Raw genomic sequence first — 15,444 nt, forward strand, 5'->3', positions numbered from 1 at the left:
TGGCGGATGTGAGCGGAATCCCCATCAGTAATCCGACGATTCTCGCGGGTCACAACGACGGCGGTAAGACGGCGGTCATCGACGGGTTGCGATACCTCCTGAACCACTACCAGGTTGTAGAAGAGGACCGAACTCTGTGCGGGAATTCGTCACCGGGTGATGCGGACCAGCCCTCGATGGTCACCGTCGAGGTCGAGGGGATCTTCGTTCTCGATGACTGGGAGAAGGCGAGCTGGACACTGCCGGACACCGTGGCTGCCCGGCGCCGGTGGGCGGACGGGCGACACGTCTACGAGGTCAGCACGATGGCCCCGGTCGACGAGCGATTCCGACGTCTCGACGCCATGTCGGCCCAGGATCTGAAAGCGATGGTCGACGAGTTCGAACTGAAGCCGGAGAGGCGGCAGAAGGCGGCGTGCATCGCGGTGCTGAAGGAACACATCGCCACTCTGGCTATGGAGCAGGCGTGGGTCGCTCCTCCGGCGGGGTTCGAGCAGCGGTTGCCTGTGCCGCTCGTGTTCGATGACGGTCCCCAAGCACCGAGCAACGCTGTGCGGACGGCGCTGATGAGCCGGTTCAACGAATACATGAAGGAGCCGGAGTTCGTCTCCCGGGTGGAGCAGCTCGAGTCCGAGTTCGCCGACCGCATCCGTCGTGACGCCAAGGGCCTGTGTGATCACATCCAGGCACAGTGCGACGACCTGGGTGCGATACGGATCGAGCCCAAGGTGTCCATCAAGCAGGCATTCACCGAGGCGACCCTCAGTGTCACGCGACCGTCCGGCGCCGTGGGCATCGAACGGCTCGGCAGGGGAAGCTCACGCAGGGTGCTGCTGGCGGTGTGGCAATGGACCAGCAACCTTCTGCGCGAGGACGAGAACACCTCGAGCGACCTCACCGCTCCCTCGGTCGCGGGTGAGCTCCCGCCTCGTCAGACCATCGTCGTCTACGACGAGCCCGACACCCACCTCGACTATGCCCACCAGCGGCGGGTAATGCGGCTGGTGCACGAGCAGTGCGCGCTGGAGCACGTCAACGTTGTGGTGGCGACCCACTCGATGAACCTCATCGACGGAGTGGACATCTCCGACATCGTGCACCTGAAGCTTGACAGGGGGCGCACGGTGGTGGAACGGCTACTCGAGGACACGCACGCCTCCGTCGATGAGCACCTCGGCGCGATCGCGACCTCGGTCGGTCTGCGCAACTCCGTGCTCCTGCACGAGCGGTGTTTCCTCGTGGTGGAAGGCGAATCTGAGTATCGAGCCTTCCCGGTGCTGTTCCGGCTCTCCCAGGGAATTCCATTGCAATCCGCAGGTATCGCCCTCTGGGCCTGCGGCGGAAACATCGGAGCGCTGGAGCTGGCGAAGTACCTCCACGAACGCGACCGCACGATCATGCTGGCGATCGACCACGACAGCCTGACTCAGAAGCCGTTCAAGGACAAGCAGCTAACGAAGGCATTCGGCGCGACATGGCGAGAGCGCGTGGAGTTCATCGGCGACGATACGACGCCCGAGCTTGAGGCTGTCTTTCCCGACGAGACCTGGGCGCTGGCCGCCAACCGGGCATGGCCACGCCGAGATGACGACTGGACCGAGGAGCACTTCGCGGCTCTGCGCGGCACCGGGAAGTTCAGCGAAAAGGTCTTCTCGCTTCTTGTCCAGGCCAGCGACTCGCCACCCAGCGGGAAGCCCGCAGTCATGTTCGACCTTGCGAACGCGCTCACCCACCGAGGTCAGATCCCCGAGGAAGTGACCAGCGTCTTCGACAGAGCCCGGGACCTCGCCGAACCGTGACCTCAGCTCGCCCGCCGCGCGCCCGCGGCCGCCCGCGCGGCGCGACGGGCAAGCATGCGGTCCAGCCGCTGCTCGGAGGTAGGGCCGACCCAGCCATGCCTGCCCAGGTCCCGGTGCCAACGCTGCCCGTGCCTGAGCTCAGCGATGCCACACCACCGACACCCGTCCGGGTCCACGATCCGGCCAACGGAGTCGTCCATCTCGCACCTCCCAGGTTCTTTGTACCTCGTCCCACCGACAGTTCTCGCAGTTCAGTCCAGGTTTACCTCGTCTGGCCCAGTCACGCGGACAACGACCGGACGACTTCACCCCCGCGATGGAGTGACGCCCAATGACTCACGTCCTGCCGGACCTCGACGACCGCAGAACCAAAGCGGCGATGCTCCGCGAACTGGACGCCGACGAACGAGGCCCAGGCATCTACCGCTCCACCCGTCTCACCAGCGCGGGCCACGCGGCCTGGACCCGACTACTACGCACCGCGCTGGGCGAGCACGATCCGGGATGGTTGCACGAGAGGATCGCGCTACCGACCTACTGGCTGTCTCACGAGCAGTACGTCCAGAACGGGATGACGAGGACCCGGAAGGTCCCAGGCAACGCGGCACAAGTGCACGCCGAATCCGAGTTCATCAAGTACTACTGCCGCGGACTCGCCGTCCGCTCCCTCGATGAACGCCGAGGCCTGCGATTCGCCCGCCTCAAGCAGGTCCGCACACCACGCCCGACATCGGAAGCACTCATCGGCACCACCGTCGACCCCGCCAAGTTGCTCGCCGACCTCCGATCCGGCGACGGACCATCTATTCGTGGCCTTCTCCCAGGCCCAGGCTCAGGCATCGGAGTCGTCCTGCACTGATCAACGGCAACGGCCCGCCAACTTCGCCGGCTCCAAGCGTCACAGCGAACATCCCCGCCGCAGAGTCCTTCCCTTGAGATCATGCGCTCGCCGGCTTGAGCGGACGCCCTACGGCTGCTCCATGAGCGATGGGAGCACCGGCTGGGAGCAAATTGGGAGCCAACAGACGCACACAACCGCACTGAACCACACTCAACGACCCTCAACGGACACCCTGCGACCTGCAGAAGTTGCGTTTCCGCAGGTCACAGGGCCGGGCGAGCTACTTTGACACGGTAGGGGTCACTGGTTCAATCCCAGTATCGCCCACCAGACGTAAGCGCTGGTCAGACAGCCCGCCGACGATCTTCGTCGGCGGGCTGTTCAGCGTCTGTGGGAGCACATTGGGAGCAGTTGATGTTGACCACATTTCGTGAACGGTAGAGGTCAGGCGATCTCCGGGATGCCGTCCTCGATCAGCCATGTCTTATGGGTGTGACGCAGATCATGGAAGTGACAGCTGGCAGCGCAGGTGATCGAGTTCGGCGCGGGCCGCGCCTGCGTCTCGACGGGCCGTGGGGCGCCCGGAATCCGGGCGCCCCACGGGGGTCAGCGACCCTCGCGCCTGGCCGCCTGCTCCTGGGCGGTCAGCGCGGTGGGCGAGAGCGGGGTGCCGTTGATCCGGAATTGGGACCCCGGTTCGATTACCACGTGGCCGCCTGACGAGTTCGTGATGGTGACGTTCGTCAGGGTGGCGCTGCCCCGGGCGCCGCTGTGGGCGAGGATGCCCGCGCCGCCGTTGTTGGACTTGTCGATGCGGACGTTGGTGATGGTGACGTTCGGCATCTCGCCGCCGCCGGTCTTGAACTGGATCCCGTCGTAAGTGGAGTCGTGGATCTCGGTGTCGCGGATGATCACGCCCGGGATCGGTTGGCCTTGGGCGAAGAGGGTGATGGCGCCGAACTGCTGCGCCTCGCCCCAGAAGGCCCCGCCCGTGCGGAAGAGGCCGTTGCCCGCGATCAGGGTCGTGCCGGAGAACGGGAGGGGGTCGTGGTCGGTGGCGAGCATGATGCCGGGGTAGTTGGCGGTGTCGTAGATGAGGTTGTTCTCGACCTTGTTGCCGTAGCCGCCGTAGATCGCGACGCCGTTGGCCCGCCAGGGCAGCTGGATGGTGTTGTTGGTGAAGGCGTTGTCGTGGCCGATGTCGACCGACTGGTCCTTGACGTACTTGCTCGCCCAGACCGCCAGCGCGTCGTCCCCGGTGGTGCGGAAGGAGGAGTTGAACACGCGGGAGTTGCTGGTGCCGTTGGCGAAGTTGACGCCGTCGGCGTAGGTGTTGCGGATGCGCATGCCGGTGAACTCCAGGCCGTTGCCGGGGTTCCACAGCTCCGGGATGTTGCTGTAGTCGCGGCCGACCCAGGCGCCGACGTTGGCGTGCTCGATCCACACGTTGCTGATCTTGGTGTTGCGGCCGAACCGGCCGTTGAGGCCGACGCCGCCCTCGGCGTTGCCGTCGCCGCCGCGGATGCGGCCCGAGCCGAAGATGGCGATGTCGGAGATCTGGGTGTTGTCGTCGATGTCGAAGCCGAAGTTGCCCTCGTGCGGGTGGTTGATCCCGCCCACGGCGTTCTGCGGCTCGGTCAGGGTGTGGAGCTGGGAGTGCCACATGCCCGCGCCGCGGATGGTGACGTCGCGGATGCCGACCTGGTTGTGGGTGCCCCGGTCCAGCGGGTCGTCGGTGAGGATCTTCTTCTCCTGGCGCCACTGCCCCGCCGGAATCCACACGCAGCCGATCACGCCGTTCTGGTCGTCGGTCACCGCGCGCTGGAGGGCGGCGGTGTCGTCCTGGCCGTCGTTGGGGACCGCGCCGTACTGGGTGATCGACACGCAGCCCGATGGCTGCGACGTCGCGGGCGCGACCTGCTCCAGGTCGACCAGGTCGATGATGTAGAACGACGCGTCGTCGGCCGAGTCGCGCTGGAGCTTGAAGCGGGTGCCCGCCGGGTAGGACTGGCCCAGCAGCACGCTCGACTCGTCGAAGAGCCTGCGGGCGTCGGCCCCCGGCGTGTTGGTCAGGCCCTCCGGGTCGTCGGTCGTGCCGTATAGCCAGCTGTGCCTGGACGACAGCGTGATCTTGCGGGAGAACACGTCGTTGACGTACAGGCTGATCGTCTTCTCGACCCCGCCGCCGCCCGCCGCGTCCGGGATGGAGTTGCGCACGACGATGGAGTTGCTCTGGTTGGCGGAGGTGACCTCCACGAACTGCCCGGTGCTGTTCAGCCGCACCGACTTGCGCCCGGAGGACTCCGAGGCGAAGTTGGTGTGCCCGAAGGTGCGCTCCGCGTCGGCCACCAGCAGCTGGCCCTGGTAGCGGCCGTCCTCGGCCTCGTAGGAGGTGTACGGAACGGCCGCTCCCCTGCCGACCACAATGGACCGGGAGAGCGCGTTGTTGGTCTCGTTGGTCTCGGTGACGACGCCGGTCGCGTCGGCCGTCGCGGTGATCGTGGCGCCGCCGGAGGTCGCCGTCCACGTCCCGCCGATCGCCACCGACGCGGTCGCGCCCGCCGCGATCGCCGCGGTGGTGCCCGACAGCGTCGTGGAGCCGACGGCCACCCGGGTCACCGAGGACGCCGCGGACGACGTGCCGCGGTTGCGCACGGACACGGTGAAGCTCACCTGCGCGCCGATCGCCGGGTTCGCCGGGTTCGACGCCACGCCCACGACCTCCAGGTCGGGCCCGGGGGCCTGGGCGACGACGAGCCTGCTCGCCGCGGTCGCGGAGTTGTTGGCGTCGTTCTGCTCGACGACGGTGTTGCCCGGGTCGACCACCGCGGTGACCGCGTAGCTGCCCATCGCCTTGCGGCCCGCGTTGACGGTCACCGACGCCTGCGCGCCCGCCGCCAGCGCGGGGACGTTCGCGGTGCCCGCGACGGCCCCGCCGATGCTGACGTTCGCCGTGGTCGCGGGCGCGGCCCCGGTCCCGATGTTGCGGACGGTCGCCGACACGGTGATCGCGCTGGTCTCGTCCGGGTTGGCGGGCGTCCACGCGATGCCGCCGACCGTCAGGTCGGGGTTGGGCGCCATCGTGCCGCCGACCTGCAGCTCGGCGACCTGCGCGCCGGGCGCGCCGGTGTTGGTGAAGAACTGGAGCCGGACGTCGGCGGTGCGGGCGGTGACCGGGATGGTCACCGAGTTCTGGTTGCCCGAGGCGGAGAAGGAGTAGTCGGCGCGCGCCTTGAGCGAGGTGAACCCGCTCGCGGACTGCTCGCGGCCCAGCAACTGGATCGCCTGGGTGCGCGGGCCCCAGATCGGGTCCGGGTTGAGCTTGACCGTCACCGAGGAGATGTCGGCGTTCGCGCCGAGCTTCACCGTCAGCGTGGCGGGCAGGCCGTTGGACTCCCAGTAGGTGGCGAGGTTGCCGTCGTTGGCGTTGGCCGGGACGAAGGAGAAGATCGACGACGACGCCTCGACCGGCTTGCCCGCGGCGACATTGCCCCCGCCGCCCTGGCCGACCTTGGTCACCCGGTTGCTCTCCGGCGACGGGTTGCCCGCCGCGTCGCGCGCCCGGACGACGTACTCCACCGTGGCCGTGACGGGCTGGGTGTCGGTGTAGGTCAACACGGTCCCGGCGACCGTGCCGCGCGCGGAACCGTTGGCGTAGATGGTGTAGCCGGTCACGCTGACGTTGTCGGTCGAGGCGGTCCAGGTCAGCCGCACCTGGCCTGCGCTGGGCTCGGTGAAGGCCAGCGACCCGGGTGCGCTGGGCGCCTGCGTGTCGCCGCCGCCGGAGCCCTGCCGGGTGACCCGGTTGCTCTCCCCGGACAGGTTGCCCGCCGCGTCCCTGGCCCGCACGAAGTACTCCACGGTGGCCGACGCGGGCTGGGTGTCCACATAGGTCAGCACGGTCCCGGCGACGGTCGCGGCCAGCGTGTTGTTGCGGTACACCTGGTACCCGGTGACGCCGACGTTGTCGGTGGACGCCGTCCACGCGAGCCGGATCTGGTCGGCGCCGGGCTGGGTGTAGCCCAGGCCGCCGGGCGCGGTCGGGGCCTGGGTGTCGGAACCGGCGGTCCCGTAGATCTCGAACTCGGAGAGCTGCCCGGCGGCCCAGCCGGTGTTGGCGGTGATGTGCACGCGCACGTACCGGGTGCCCGCGGCCGGGAAGTCGATGGTGACGGTGTTGCCGGAGGGGGTGAACACGCGGCCCGCGGACGCCGACAGCGTGCTGAACGATGATCCGTCGGTGCTGCCCTGCACGCTCAGGGTCTGCGTGCGGGCCTCCCACGGCGTCGGCAGCTTGAGCTTGACCTGGTCGATGCTCACCGCCGTGCCCAGGTCGACCTGCACCCACTGCGGGAACGCGCCGCCCGGGCTCTCCCAGTAGCTGGCCTGGTTGCCGTCGTTGACGTTGCTCGCCGGGTACTCGCCGTGGGCCCCGCTGGCGGTCACCGGCTTGCCGATGGCCAGGTTGGGTCCACCGGCCGCGCCGGCCTGCGCGACGGTGATCCCAGTGGCGATCACGACCGCCGCCAAGAGCCCGTGTGCCAGCCTGCGGCCGAGCTGCGTGCGTTTCATCGGACATCCCTCGATCGCCGGGGCAGGGTGAGCCAGCGCGACCACGCCCACCCCGGCGGTCGGGAAGACCCCGGTCAGCAGCCGTCGTCGGCGCCTGGAAGTTCTCGGAACGGCTCCGAGCATGCAACAGCCCAGCGGCCTTACGCAAGAAGTTGACAGAGGAAAGTAAAAACTTGACCAAAGCCGGGTGGTGTCGATGATCTTGTGGAGGGTGATCGGCAGATCCCTCGCCGCGCGCCGGTCGCGGCATAAAAGTGCGTCGGCGCGGTTACCGATGAACCCAGTGGTGATGGGCACGTGCTTGCGGGTCAACAGGTCCTCGGTGATCACGAGTTCCTGCTCCGGCAACGCGTCGGCCGCTTCCCTGGTTCGCAGGAATCGGGGGACCACTCCGAGGATGTCGCCCGCGCAGTAGACCAGGCGGTGGCCGCGTTCGGCGATCAGCTCCCCCAGTCGCCGCGCGGACCGCAGGTAGTCGGGGGCGGTGGCCGGTCCCGGCCCCGCAGAACACGCAGATGGACAGCCGGCGCTCCAGCGTTCTCGCCATCGGGGCTCCCTCACCTTGGAGCGGTTCACCAGATCACCGGGAGTCGCTCGGGAACGCGCTTGATGAACTCGGTTCGCCAGACGAGCTGGTCGGTGGGGAGCGCGAGGTCCAGGCCCGGCAACCGGTTCAGCAGCGCGGCCAGGCCGACCTCGGCGTGCACCCTGGCCATCGCGGTCGCGGGGCAGTAGTGGGCGCCCGCCCCGAAGGTCAGGTGCAGTTCGGCGGCGATGTAGTCCAGCCCGGCCCGCATCTGCTGCCGGGTGGGTTCGACTCCCGGCGGCAGTCGGGCAACGCAGGAACGTCGTCACCATCTCGATGCACGCCTGCCAGGCCCGGTCGTCCGCGTGCAGCAGAGGAACCACCACGTCCGTCAGGTCGCGGTGGGCGGGGTTCCGAGGAACTCGGAGAGCCCGCGCACGTCGAACCTGTCGACGGGGACCCCGCTGGCCCTGATGGCGTTCCCGATCCTCCGCCAGACGTTCTTGATCTCTTTGCGCGCTCGCCTGCGGGCGTCGTGGCCGGAGTGGTTCAGTGCCGCGAACGTGGCGGCCACGTGGGCGTCGGCGCACACGAAGTCGACCCGCTCGAAGGCGCTTCCCGCCCAGGAGGCCAGCATCGTGAGGCGGTCCTGGCTGAAGTAGCCGTTGCCGGGGCTGACACCGATCAGCGCGTGCTCGCCCCGTGCCCACAGGGCCCGGGAGCGGCCGTCATAGGGCATGACCACGGGCGCAGCGGGCGGGCCACGGCTGTCATCTCGTCGAACATGGAACCTCCGGCCCTCGGGCATGGGACCGCGCGAAGCCTGCCGCCGCACGGGCGACGAGCATCCGCACAGGTGGGGCGCGCACGGCCGGCCGGGTGAAGATCGCCTCGATGGCGGTCTCCACCCGGCTGGTCATGGCTTGCGGGGTGGTCTCAGAGTGGGGAGCAGTTGGACTTGTCCGTCCACGTCGTCCCGCACTTGTAGAGCGTGATTCGGGTGTTGTAGCCGTACCTGGCGCCGAGGGTGTTGTAGCCGGCTACGGTGACGCGTTGGGCGGTGTAGTGCTCGGTGGGGGTGCCGGTGGCGGTTTCGGAATGGGTGGGTGGTGTGGTGGGGGGCGCGGAATCGGTGATGAGGCCCCAGAAGCGGGCCATGTGGTGGGCTGAGCAGATGTTGACGTCGAGGATGTAGGCGCCCGCGGTGCCGCACTGGCGGGGCCCGGTTCCGGGGTCCACCGGGTGGCCGTGGCCCATGCCGGTGATGTCGTAGACCTCCACGGTGTTGCCGTAGACGCGGTGGGGGTAGCCGCCGACGGTGTCGCGGACGTCGGGGGTCTGGTCGGTGCCGTTGACGTTGGTCCACTGCTCGACCAGTTCGGTGGCGTTCATCGGGCGGACGGTGTAGTCCGCGGTGCCGTGCCAGATGGAGACCTTGGCGCGGGGGCCGGAGTGGTTGGCCGCTGCCCTGACCTTGTCGCCCCACTGGGCCGGGGTCAGGTTGACGCCGGGGTTCATGCAGCTGAACGCGGCGGCGACGGTGGTGGCGCAGCCGTGCGGCAGCCCGGCGACCACTCCCCCGCCGGAGAAGACGTCGGGGTAGGCGGCGAGCATGGCCGAGGTCATCGCCCCGCCCGCCGACAGGCCGCTGACGTAGGCCGAGGTGGCGCCCACGTCCTGTTTCGCGCGGTCGATCATCTGCTTGATCGAGAGCGCCTCGCCGGAACCCCGGGCGGTGTCGGCGGTCTGGAACCAGTTGAAGCAGGAGTTCCCGTTGTTGGCCGACTTCTGCTGGGGGAACACCACCGAGAACCGCCACTGCTCCGCCAGCGTCGTCCAGCCCGTGCCGGAGGCGTAGGCGGCGGCGGTCTGGGTGCAGCCGTGCATGGCGACGACGACGGGGCGGCCGGTCGGCAGGCCGGTGGGGACGTAGCGGAACATCTGCAGGTTGCCGGGGTTGGTGCCGAATCCGGTCACTTCCTGCAGCGAGGCGGCCCGGGCCGGGTGGGGTTTGATCATTACCGTCAGCGCGACGAGCGCCAACACGACGAGTGCCGCGCTGAGTGCCGCCGCGGGACGGCGGACGGCGATGGGGTGGATGGACATGCGCAACCTCCACGTTGAGGCTGGGGACTCAGGGTTTTCCTGATGCTAGGAACGGGCGGCGGCGTTGGCCCGGGTCCGGGCCACCACTTTCTCGGCCGCGCGCGTGTCGGCGCGCCACACCCACCTGGTCGCTGAACGCACAGTTTCAGAGTGCCGAGCGGAGGTACCCCGGGGAGGTGATCGAGAGAGGAGGGGCGATGGCCAATCCCCACACCCCCACTGACCTGCCGAAACAGTCTTGGAAAGATCTGTTGCGGCGGACGCTTCGCGGGTTCGGCAAGGACAACCTGACCGACTGGGCCGCGGCGTTGACCTACTACGGCGTGCTGTCGCTGTTCCCGGCGATCATCGTGGTCACGTCGCTGACCGCCATGCTCGGCCCGTCGGCCACCGCCAGCCTGATCGAGAACATCGAGGCGATCGCGCCGGGTGAGGCCGCCGCCATCCTCACCGGGGCGGTCGAGGAGTTGCAGGGCAGCGCGAGCCTCGCCGGGCCGCTGGCCATCGTCGGCCTGCTCGCGGCCCTGTGGACGGCCAGCGGCTACATCGGGGCGTTCATGCGGGCGTCGAACGCCATCTACGAGATGCCCGAGGGCAGGCCCGTGTGGAAGACGCTGCCGCTGCGGGTCGGGTTGACCGCCGCGGTGACCGTGCTGCTCGCGCTGTGCGCGGCGGGCGTGGTGTTCACCGGGTCGATCGCCGAGCGCGCCGGTTCGGCCATCGGGATCGGCTCGACGGGCCTGCTGGTCTGGAACATCGCGAAGTGGCCGGTGATCGCGCTGCTGGTGAGCCTGGCGATCGCCCTGCTGTACTGGGCCGCGCCGAACGTGCGCCAGCCGCGCTTCCGCTGGATCAGCCCGGGTGGTGTCGTCGCGGTGCTGATCTGGGTGCTGGCCTCGGCCGCCTTCGCCCTGTACGTCGCCAACTTCAGCTCCTACAACAAGACCTACGGCTCCCTCGGCGGGATCATCGGCTTCCTCGTGTGGCTGTGGCTCTCCAACCTGGCCATCCTGCTCGGCGCGGAACTCGACGCCGAGCTGGCCCGCTCCCGCGCCATCGCCCGCGGCGCGGACGAGGACCAGGAGCCGTTCCTGCCGCCCCGCGACACCGCCGCCCTGGACGATGACGAGCAGGAACAGCTCAACCTCCCCGAGCCGCACGGCGGTGAGATCCGGCGCTGATTGGGTGGCCTGTCCGGGTTCGGACAGGCCACCCAAGGATCAGCCGATCGCGAAGCTGGGGTGCGGCGGCTGGTTGTAGGCGGTGTTCTGCCAGGCCAGGGCGACGCGGTACTGCGTGTCGTGGACCAGCGTGACCACGCGCCTGCTGGTCTCGTGCGGGGTGCTGTAGACGCGCAGGGCGGTGTTGTCGCCGGTGCGCCAGATGACTTCCTCGCGCCAGTCGCCCAGGATGTCCCCGGACAGGGCCGGGGTGGCCTTGCTGCCGTTGTTGGACGCCACTCCGGAGCCGGTCAGCAGGCGCGTGTCACCGCTGGTGCCGTACTTGTCGATCCGGGTCTGGTCCAGCAGCTCCCGGGTGGGGTCGCCGTCCCACCAGATGAGGAAGTTCGCCGAGGACGGCTTGCGCCCCACCTCGGTGCCACGCGTGTCGCGCAGCTGGGAGTCCGCCGACGACCACGACTCCGCTCCCGGGCTGCCCGCCCAGATGTCGCTGGAGACCCCGCGGCCGTTGTCCCCCGCCGGGGCGCTCTGCCACAGCCGGGCCCCGGTGCGGGCGTCGGCGAACCAGGTGCCGGGCTTGGAGCCGTCCTCGGAGATCTTGTAGTACTCCAGGCCGGGGCGGGAGGGGTCCAGGTCGCCGAGGTGCCCGGCGTCGCCGTGGCCCAGCCCGGTGGTCCACAGGCCGCGGCCGTTGTCGTCGATGGTCGCCGCGCCGTAGACGATCTCGTCACGGCCGTCGGCGTCGACGTCACCGATCGTCAGGCTGTGGTTGCCCTGCCCGGCATACCCGGAGTTGCCGGTGCTGTTGCTGTCGAAGGTCCAGCGCCGCACCAGGGCCCCATTCCGGAAGTCCCAGGCCGCGACCACCGCCCGCGTGTAGTAGCCGCGCGCCATGATCAACGACGGCCGCGTCCCGTCCAGGTAGGCGGTGCCGGCCAGGAACCGGTCCACCCGGTTGCCGTAGCTGTCACCCCAGGAGGCGACGGTGCCGCGGGGCGGGTCGTAGTTGACCGTGGAGACCGCCGCGCCGGACAGGCCGGTGAACATCGTCAGGAACTCCGGGCCTGCCAGGACGTAGCCGCCGGAGTTGCGGTGATCGGCGGTGGCGCTGCCGATCACCCTGCCCGCGCCGTCGCGGGTGCCGTCAGCGGTCTTCATCGCGACCTCGGCACGCCCGTCGCCATCGAAGTCGTACACCTGGAACTGCGTGTAGTGCGCACCAGCGCGGATGTTGCGCCCCAGGTCGATGCGCCACAACCGGGTCCCGTTCAGCCGGTACGCGTCCACGAACACGTTCCCGGTGTACCCGGACTGCGAATTGTCCTTCGCGTTGGTCGGGTCCCACTTCAGCACGATCTCGTACTGGCCGTCACCGTCCAGGTCGCCGACACTGGCGTCGTTGGCGACGTAGGTGTAGTTCTCCCCGCCGGGCGTCTGACCACCCGCCGGGATTTGCAGCGGCACGTCGAGGTGCCCGCCGCCGGTGAACCGCAGCGAGGTCTCCGACGGCGCCTGCTCGACCCCGCCCACGACCGCGCGCACGGTGTACGACGCCGTGGCCGTGGCGCCCGCGTCGCGGTAGTTGGTCGAGCCCGTGATCGGGCTGCCGTTCAGCTTGGTGGCACCCCGGTAGACGTTGAACCCGACGCCTGCCGGGTCGCTGCCGAGCAGCCGCCAGCTCACCAGGTTCCCGTCGCCGGAGCGCACGCTCGTCAGGCCCCGGTTGAGGTCCTCCACCTGGCGGCCACCCGGGCCGGGGCCCGGGTCGGAGCCGAGCCGGACCAGCTGCCACTGCTGGTTGGCGCCGTCGACGTCGTCGTACTGGGAGACGCGGGCGCCGTCGGCGGTCGAGCGCTCCCACACGTCCAGCGCCTTGCCGCTGGCCCGGTTGACCAGCCGCACGTGCCCGTCCGCGGAGTCCAGGAGCCGGAACTGCTGGTTGGCCGCGTTGTTGTCCGTCCACTGCACGACCTCGGCGCCGTTGGCCGTTGAACCGCCGGACACGTCGAGCACCTTGCCGCTGTGGCGGGACTTGACCCGGTAGTAGCCGCCGCCGGAGTCGACGAACTGCCACTGCTGCACCGCCTGGTCGTTGCGGGCCCACTGGACGATCTGGCCGCCGTCGGCGGTGGACCAGTCGTAGACGTCGAGCGCCTTGCCGCTGTGCCGGGCCACCAGGACGTAGGTGGCGTTCGGGTCGACCACGGCCGCGGCCGCCGATGGGGTCAGCGCGACCGCGCCGCCCGCCGCCATGGCGGCGGCCAGGGTGGCCACTGCGAGCCTTCTCATTGATCCTCCACGGTGAGGAGCGGGACGGGAGTGGTCCTCATTGGACGCTCGGCCAGCCTGCCGCGTCGTAGACGAGGCGGTTGATGCCCAAGAGGGCCGCGCCGCTGTCGGTGTAGTAGTGGTAGACGAGGAAGTCACCGTCGGTGTCGGCGAGGACGGCCTGGTGGCCGGGGCCGTGGACGCTGCCGTGGCCGGCCAGGATCTCGGTGCCGCCGCCGTTGTTCATGTTGACGCCCGCGCGGTCGAGGTACGGGCCCGTGACGCTGCTCGAGCGGCCGACCATGACCCGGTACGTGCTGGCCGCGCCCTGGCAGCAGCGGTCGAACGAGACGTACTGGTAGTAGTACGCGCCGCGCTTGACGATGAACGGGGCTTCGATGGCCCGGCTGTAGGCGGTGCCGATGACGGCGCCGTCGAGGCGGCGACCGGTGGCGGGGTCGAGCTGGACCATCTTGATGCCTGACCAGAACGAGCCGAAGCTCAGCCACCAGCGGCCCTGGTCGTCGATGACCAGGTTGGGGTCGATGGCGTTGAAGTTGTCCGAGGTCCGGGACTCGATGACCAGCCCGCGGTTGGTCCAGGTGCCGGAGTTGCCGCTCGGGCTGGTGGCCAGGAAGATCGCCGAGCGGTTGGAGCCGAACGTCGACGCCGAGTAGTACAGGTGGTACTGGCCGTTGTGGTGGGAGAGGTCCGGCGCCCACAGGTTGCGGCCGCCGTTGGTGTACGTGCTCGTCCACGGCGTCCCGCCGGGGAAGGCCGAGCCCGCGTTGCGGAAGGCGATCCGGTCGGCGGAGGTCTTGAGGGCGATGTCGTTGCCGGTGTGCGCGAGCAGGTACCCGCCCGTGGGGCGTTTGACGATGGCCGGGTCGTGCACGCCGATGTCGCCGGTGACGTGGCCGGGGTTCGGGTAGCCGCCGCCCGCGCCCAGCTGGACCAGCCGCCACTGCTGGTTGGCGCCGTTGAGGTCGGCCCACTGCACCACCCGCGCGCCGTCGGCGGTGGAGAAGTTGTAGACGTCGAGGGCTTTGCTGCTCTTGCGGTTGATCAGGCGCACGTGCCCGTCGGCGCTGTCGGCGAGCCGGAACTGCTGGTTGGTGGCGTTGCTGTCGGCCCACTGGACGAGGTTCGCGCCGTCGGCGGTCGAGCCGCCGGAGATGTCGAGCACCTTGCCGCTGTGGCGCGACCTGAGCCGGTAGAAGCCGCCGCCGGAATCGACGAACTGCCACTGCTGCCAGGCGCCGTCGTTGCGGGCGTACTGCACGATCTGGGCGCCGTCGTTCGTCGCCCGGTTGTAGACGTCCAGCGCCTTTCCGCTGTTCCGGTTCACCAGGACGTACCAGGCGTTCGGGTCGACCACCGCGGCCGACGCCGTGGGGGCCAAGGCCAGGACGGTCCCGCCCAGCAGGCTCGCGACGACAGCCGCGAGGCCGAGCCGGGACCGGGGGCGGCGTCGGGGTTCAGGGGGTGCCTCGCTGGTCATTGTCACGGCTTCCTCCTTGAAGCAGTGCGAACAGGGCGCGGGAGCGCTCCCACCGATGCCTGGGAAGGGTCCTCGGGCACGGACTATCCGAGCCAGGTTTCACCAGTGGAGTGTTAACGTTAACAGCACGGTAACGATATTCTCAATAGCTCGTTCCAAGCCGTGGACGACGTGACTCCACAGTGGTCTGTTAGCGTCCACACATGTTGCGCTACCCCGTTCTCCACCCCGTCCTGTTGGGCGCGCTCGCCCGCTGCGGCCACGGTTCCCGAGTCCTCATCGCCGATTCCAACTACGCCCACGTGACCAACGTGAACCGCGACGCCGAGATCGTCTACCTCAACCTGCGCCCCGGGCTCATCCCCGTGGACGAGATCCTGGCGTCGGTCTTGACCGCCGTCCCAGCCGAGGCCGCGCACGCGATGCGGCCGGACGGCGAGGGTGACAGGCCGCCGGTGTGGCAGGAGTACGAGCGGCTGCTCGGCCCCGAACTGCCCCTCCAGTCCCTCCCCCGCGCGGAGTTCTACAACACCTGCCGCGGCTCGGACCTGGCCGTGTGCATCGCCTCCGGCGACACCCGCTTGTACGCGAACGTGTTGCTGACGATCGGTTTCGTCCCTCCCGCCTGACGAGAGTGGAGCAGGGCGCCG

10 protein-coding genes and 1 tRNA gene are annotated in these 15,444 nt (G+C 69.3%); 5 read left to right on the forward strand and 6 right to left on the reverse strand.

Features of this window, described 5'->3' with window-relative positions; all coding sequences use genetic code 11:
- The first annotated feature begins 8 nt into the window (after positions 1-8).
- From ACTG9Q_RS16005 to ACTG9Q_RS16015, 3 genes are all read left to right on the forward strand, one after another.
- Positions 9-1,799: an ATP-dependent nuclease gene (locus tag ACTG9Q_RS16005; RefSeq protein WP_455574030.1), complete on the forward strand. Its 1,791-nt coding sequence runs from the start codon at positions 9-11 to the stop codon at positions 1,797-1,799.
- Positions 1,800-2,130: 331 nt separating this feature from the next.
- Positions 2,131-2,658: a hypothetical protein gene (locus ACTG9Q_RS16010; protein ID WP_455573576.1), complete on the forward strand. Its 528-nt coding sequence runs from the start codon at positions 2,131-2,133 to the stop codon at positions 2,656-2,658.
- A 229-nt stretch (positions 2,659-2,887) separates the two neighbouring features.
- Positions 2,888-2,970, forward strand: a tRNA-Val gene (locus ACTG9Q_RS16015).
- Positions 2,971-3,246: 276 nt separating this feature from the next.
- Here the strand turns inward: ACTG9Q_RS16015 and ACTG9Q_RS16020 are convergent.
- From ACTG9Q_RS16020 to ACTG9Q_RS16035, 4 genes are all read right to left on the reverse strand, one after another.
- Complete coding sequence (locus ACTG9Q_RS16020) at positions 3,247-7,212, reverse strand: CARDB domain-containing protein (RefSeq protein ID WP_455573577.1); 3,966 nt, start codon at positions 7,210-7,212, stop codon at positions 3,247-3,249.
- Between the two features lie 572 nt (positions 7,213-7,784).
- Entirely contained in the window at positions 7,785-8,009 is a 225-nt protein-coding gene (locus tag ACTG9Q_RS16025) for a hypothetical protein (protein ID WP_455573578.1), read from the reverse strand.
- A gap of 120 nt (positions 8,010-8,129) precedes the next feature.
- Complete coding sequence (locus tag ACTG9Q_RS16030; protein ID WP_455574031.1) at positions 8,130-8,477, reverse strand: tRNA-dependent cyclodipeptide synthase; 348 nt, start codon at positions 8,475-8,477, stop codon at positions 8,130-8,132.
- A gap of 197 nt (positions 8,478-8,674) precedes the next feature.
- Positions 8,675-9,844: an extracellular catalytic domain type 1 short-chain-length polyhydroxyalkanoate depolymerase gene (locus ACTG9Q_RS16035; RefSeq protein ID WP_455573579.1), complete on the reverse strand. Its 1,170-nt coding sequence runs from the start codon at positions 9,842-9,844 to the stop codon at positions 8,675-8,677.
- Between the two features lie 197 nt (positions 9,845-10,041).
- Here ACTG9Q_RS16035 and ACTG9Q_RS16040 point away from each other — a divergent pair, with 197 nt between their 5' ends.
- The gene (locus ACTG9Q_RS16040) at positions 10,042-11,025 is read left to right on the forward strand and encodes a YihY/virulence factor BrkB family protein (RefSeq protein ID WP_455573580.1); all 984 of its coding nucleotides are present in this window, start codon (positions 10,042-10,044) and stop codon (positions 11,023-11,025) included.
- 39 nt (positions 11,026-11,064) lie between these two features.
- On the opposite strand, the gene ACTG9Q_RS16045 is transcribed toward ACTG9Q_RS16040, so the two are convergent.
- Both ACTG9Q_RS16045 and ACTG9Q_RS16050 read right to left on the reverse strand, forming a co-directional pair.
- The gene (locus ACTG9Q_RS16045; RefSeq protein ID WP_455573581.1) at positions 11,065-13,314 is read right to left on the reverse strand and encodes a rhamnogalacturonan lyase family protein; all 2,250 of its coding nucleotides are present in this window, start codon (positions 13,312-13,314) and stop codon (positions 11,065-11,067) included.
- A gap of 37 nt (positions 13,315-13,351) precedes the next feature.
- Positions 13,352-14,794, reverse strand: coding sequence for a family 43 glycosylhydrolase (locus tag ACTG9Q_RS16050; protein ID WP_455574032.1), 1,443 nt, complete (start codon positions 14,792-14,794; stop codon positions 13,352-13,354).
- 203 nt (positions 14,795-14,997) lie between these two features.
- Between ACTG9Q_RS16050 and ACTG9Q_RS16055 the strand changes: the two genes are divergently transcribed.
- Positions 14,998-15,423, forward strand: a complete 426-nt coding sequence (locus ACTG9Q_RS16055) for an RbsD/FucU family protein (protein ID WP_455573582.1) — start codon at positions 14,998-15,000, stop codon at positions 15,421-15,423.
- Positions 15,424-15,444 lie beyond the last annotated feature (21 nt).

It is taken from the genome of Actinokineospora lacus, assembly GCF_053813445.1.

Excerpts from the sequence above, each read along its gene's own strand:
- ACTG9Q_RS16030 (WP_455574031.1), bottom strand. The coding sequence starts at position 8,477 with ATGCCCTATGACGGCCGCTCCCGGGCCCTGTGGGCACGGGGCGAGCAC.
- ACTG9Q_RS16055 (WP_455573582.1), top strand. The coding sequence starts at position 14,998 with ATGTTGCGCTACCCCGTTCTCCACCCCGTCCTGTTGGGCGCGCTCGCC.
- ACTG9Q_RS16020 (WP_455573577.1), bottom strand. The coding sequence starts at position 7,212 with ATGAAACGCACGCAGCTCGGCCGCAGGCTGGCACACGGGCTCTTGGCG.
- ACTG9Q_RS16040 (WP_455573580.1), top strand. The coding sequence starts at position 10,042 with ATGGCCAATCCCCACACCCCCACTGACCTGCCGAAACAGTCTTGGAAA.
- ACTG9Q_RS16010 (WP_455573576.1), top strand. The coding sequence starts at position 2,131 with ATGACTCACGTCCTGCCGGACCTCGACGACCGCAGAACCAAAGCGGCG.
- ACTG9Q_RS16050 (WP_455574032.1), bottom strand. The coding sequence starts at position 14,794 with ATGACCAGCGAGGCACCCCCTGAACCCCGACGCCGCCCCCGGTCCCGG.
- ACTG9Q_RS16025 (WP_455573578.1), bottom strand. The coding sequence starts at position 8,009 with ATGCGGGCCGGGCTGGACTACATCGCCGCCGAACTGCACCTGACCTTC.
- ACTG9Q_RS16045 (WP_455573581.1), bottom strand. The coding sequence starts at position 13,314 with ATGAGAAGGCTCGCAGTGGCCACCCTGGCCGCCGCCATGGCGGCGGGC.
- ACTG9Q_RS16035 (WP_455573579.1), bottom strand. The coding sequence starts at position 9,844 with ATGTCCATCCACCCCATCGCCGTCCGCCGTCCCGCGGCGGCACTCAGC.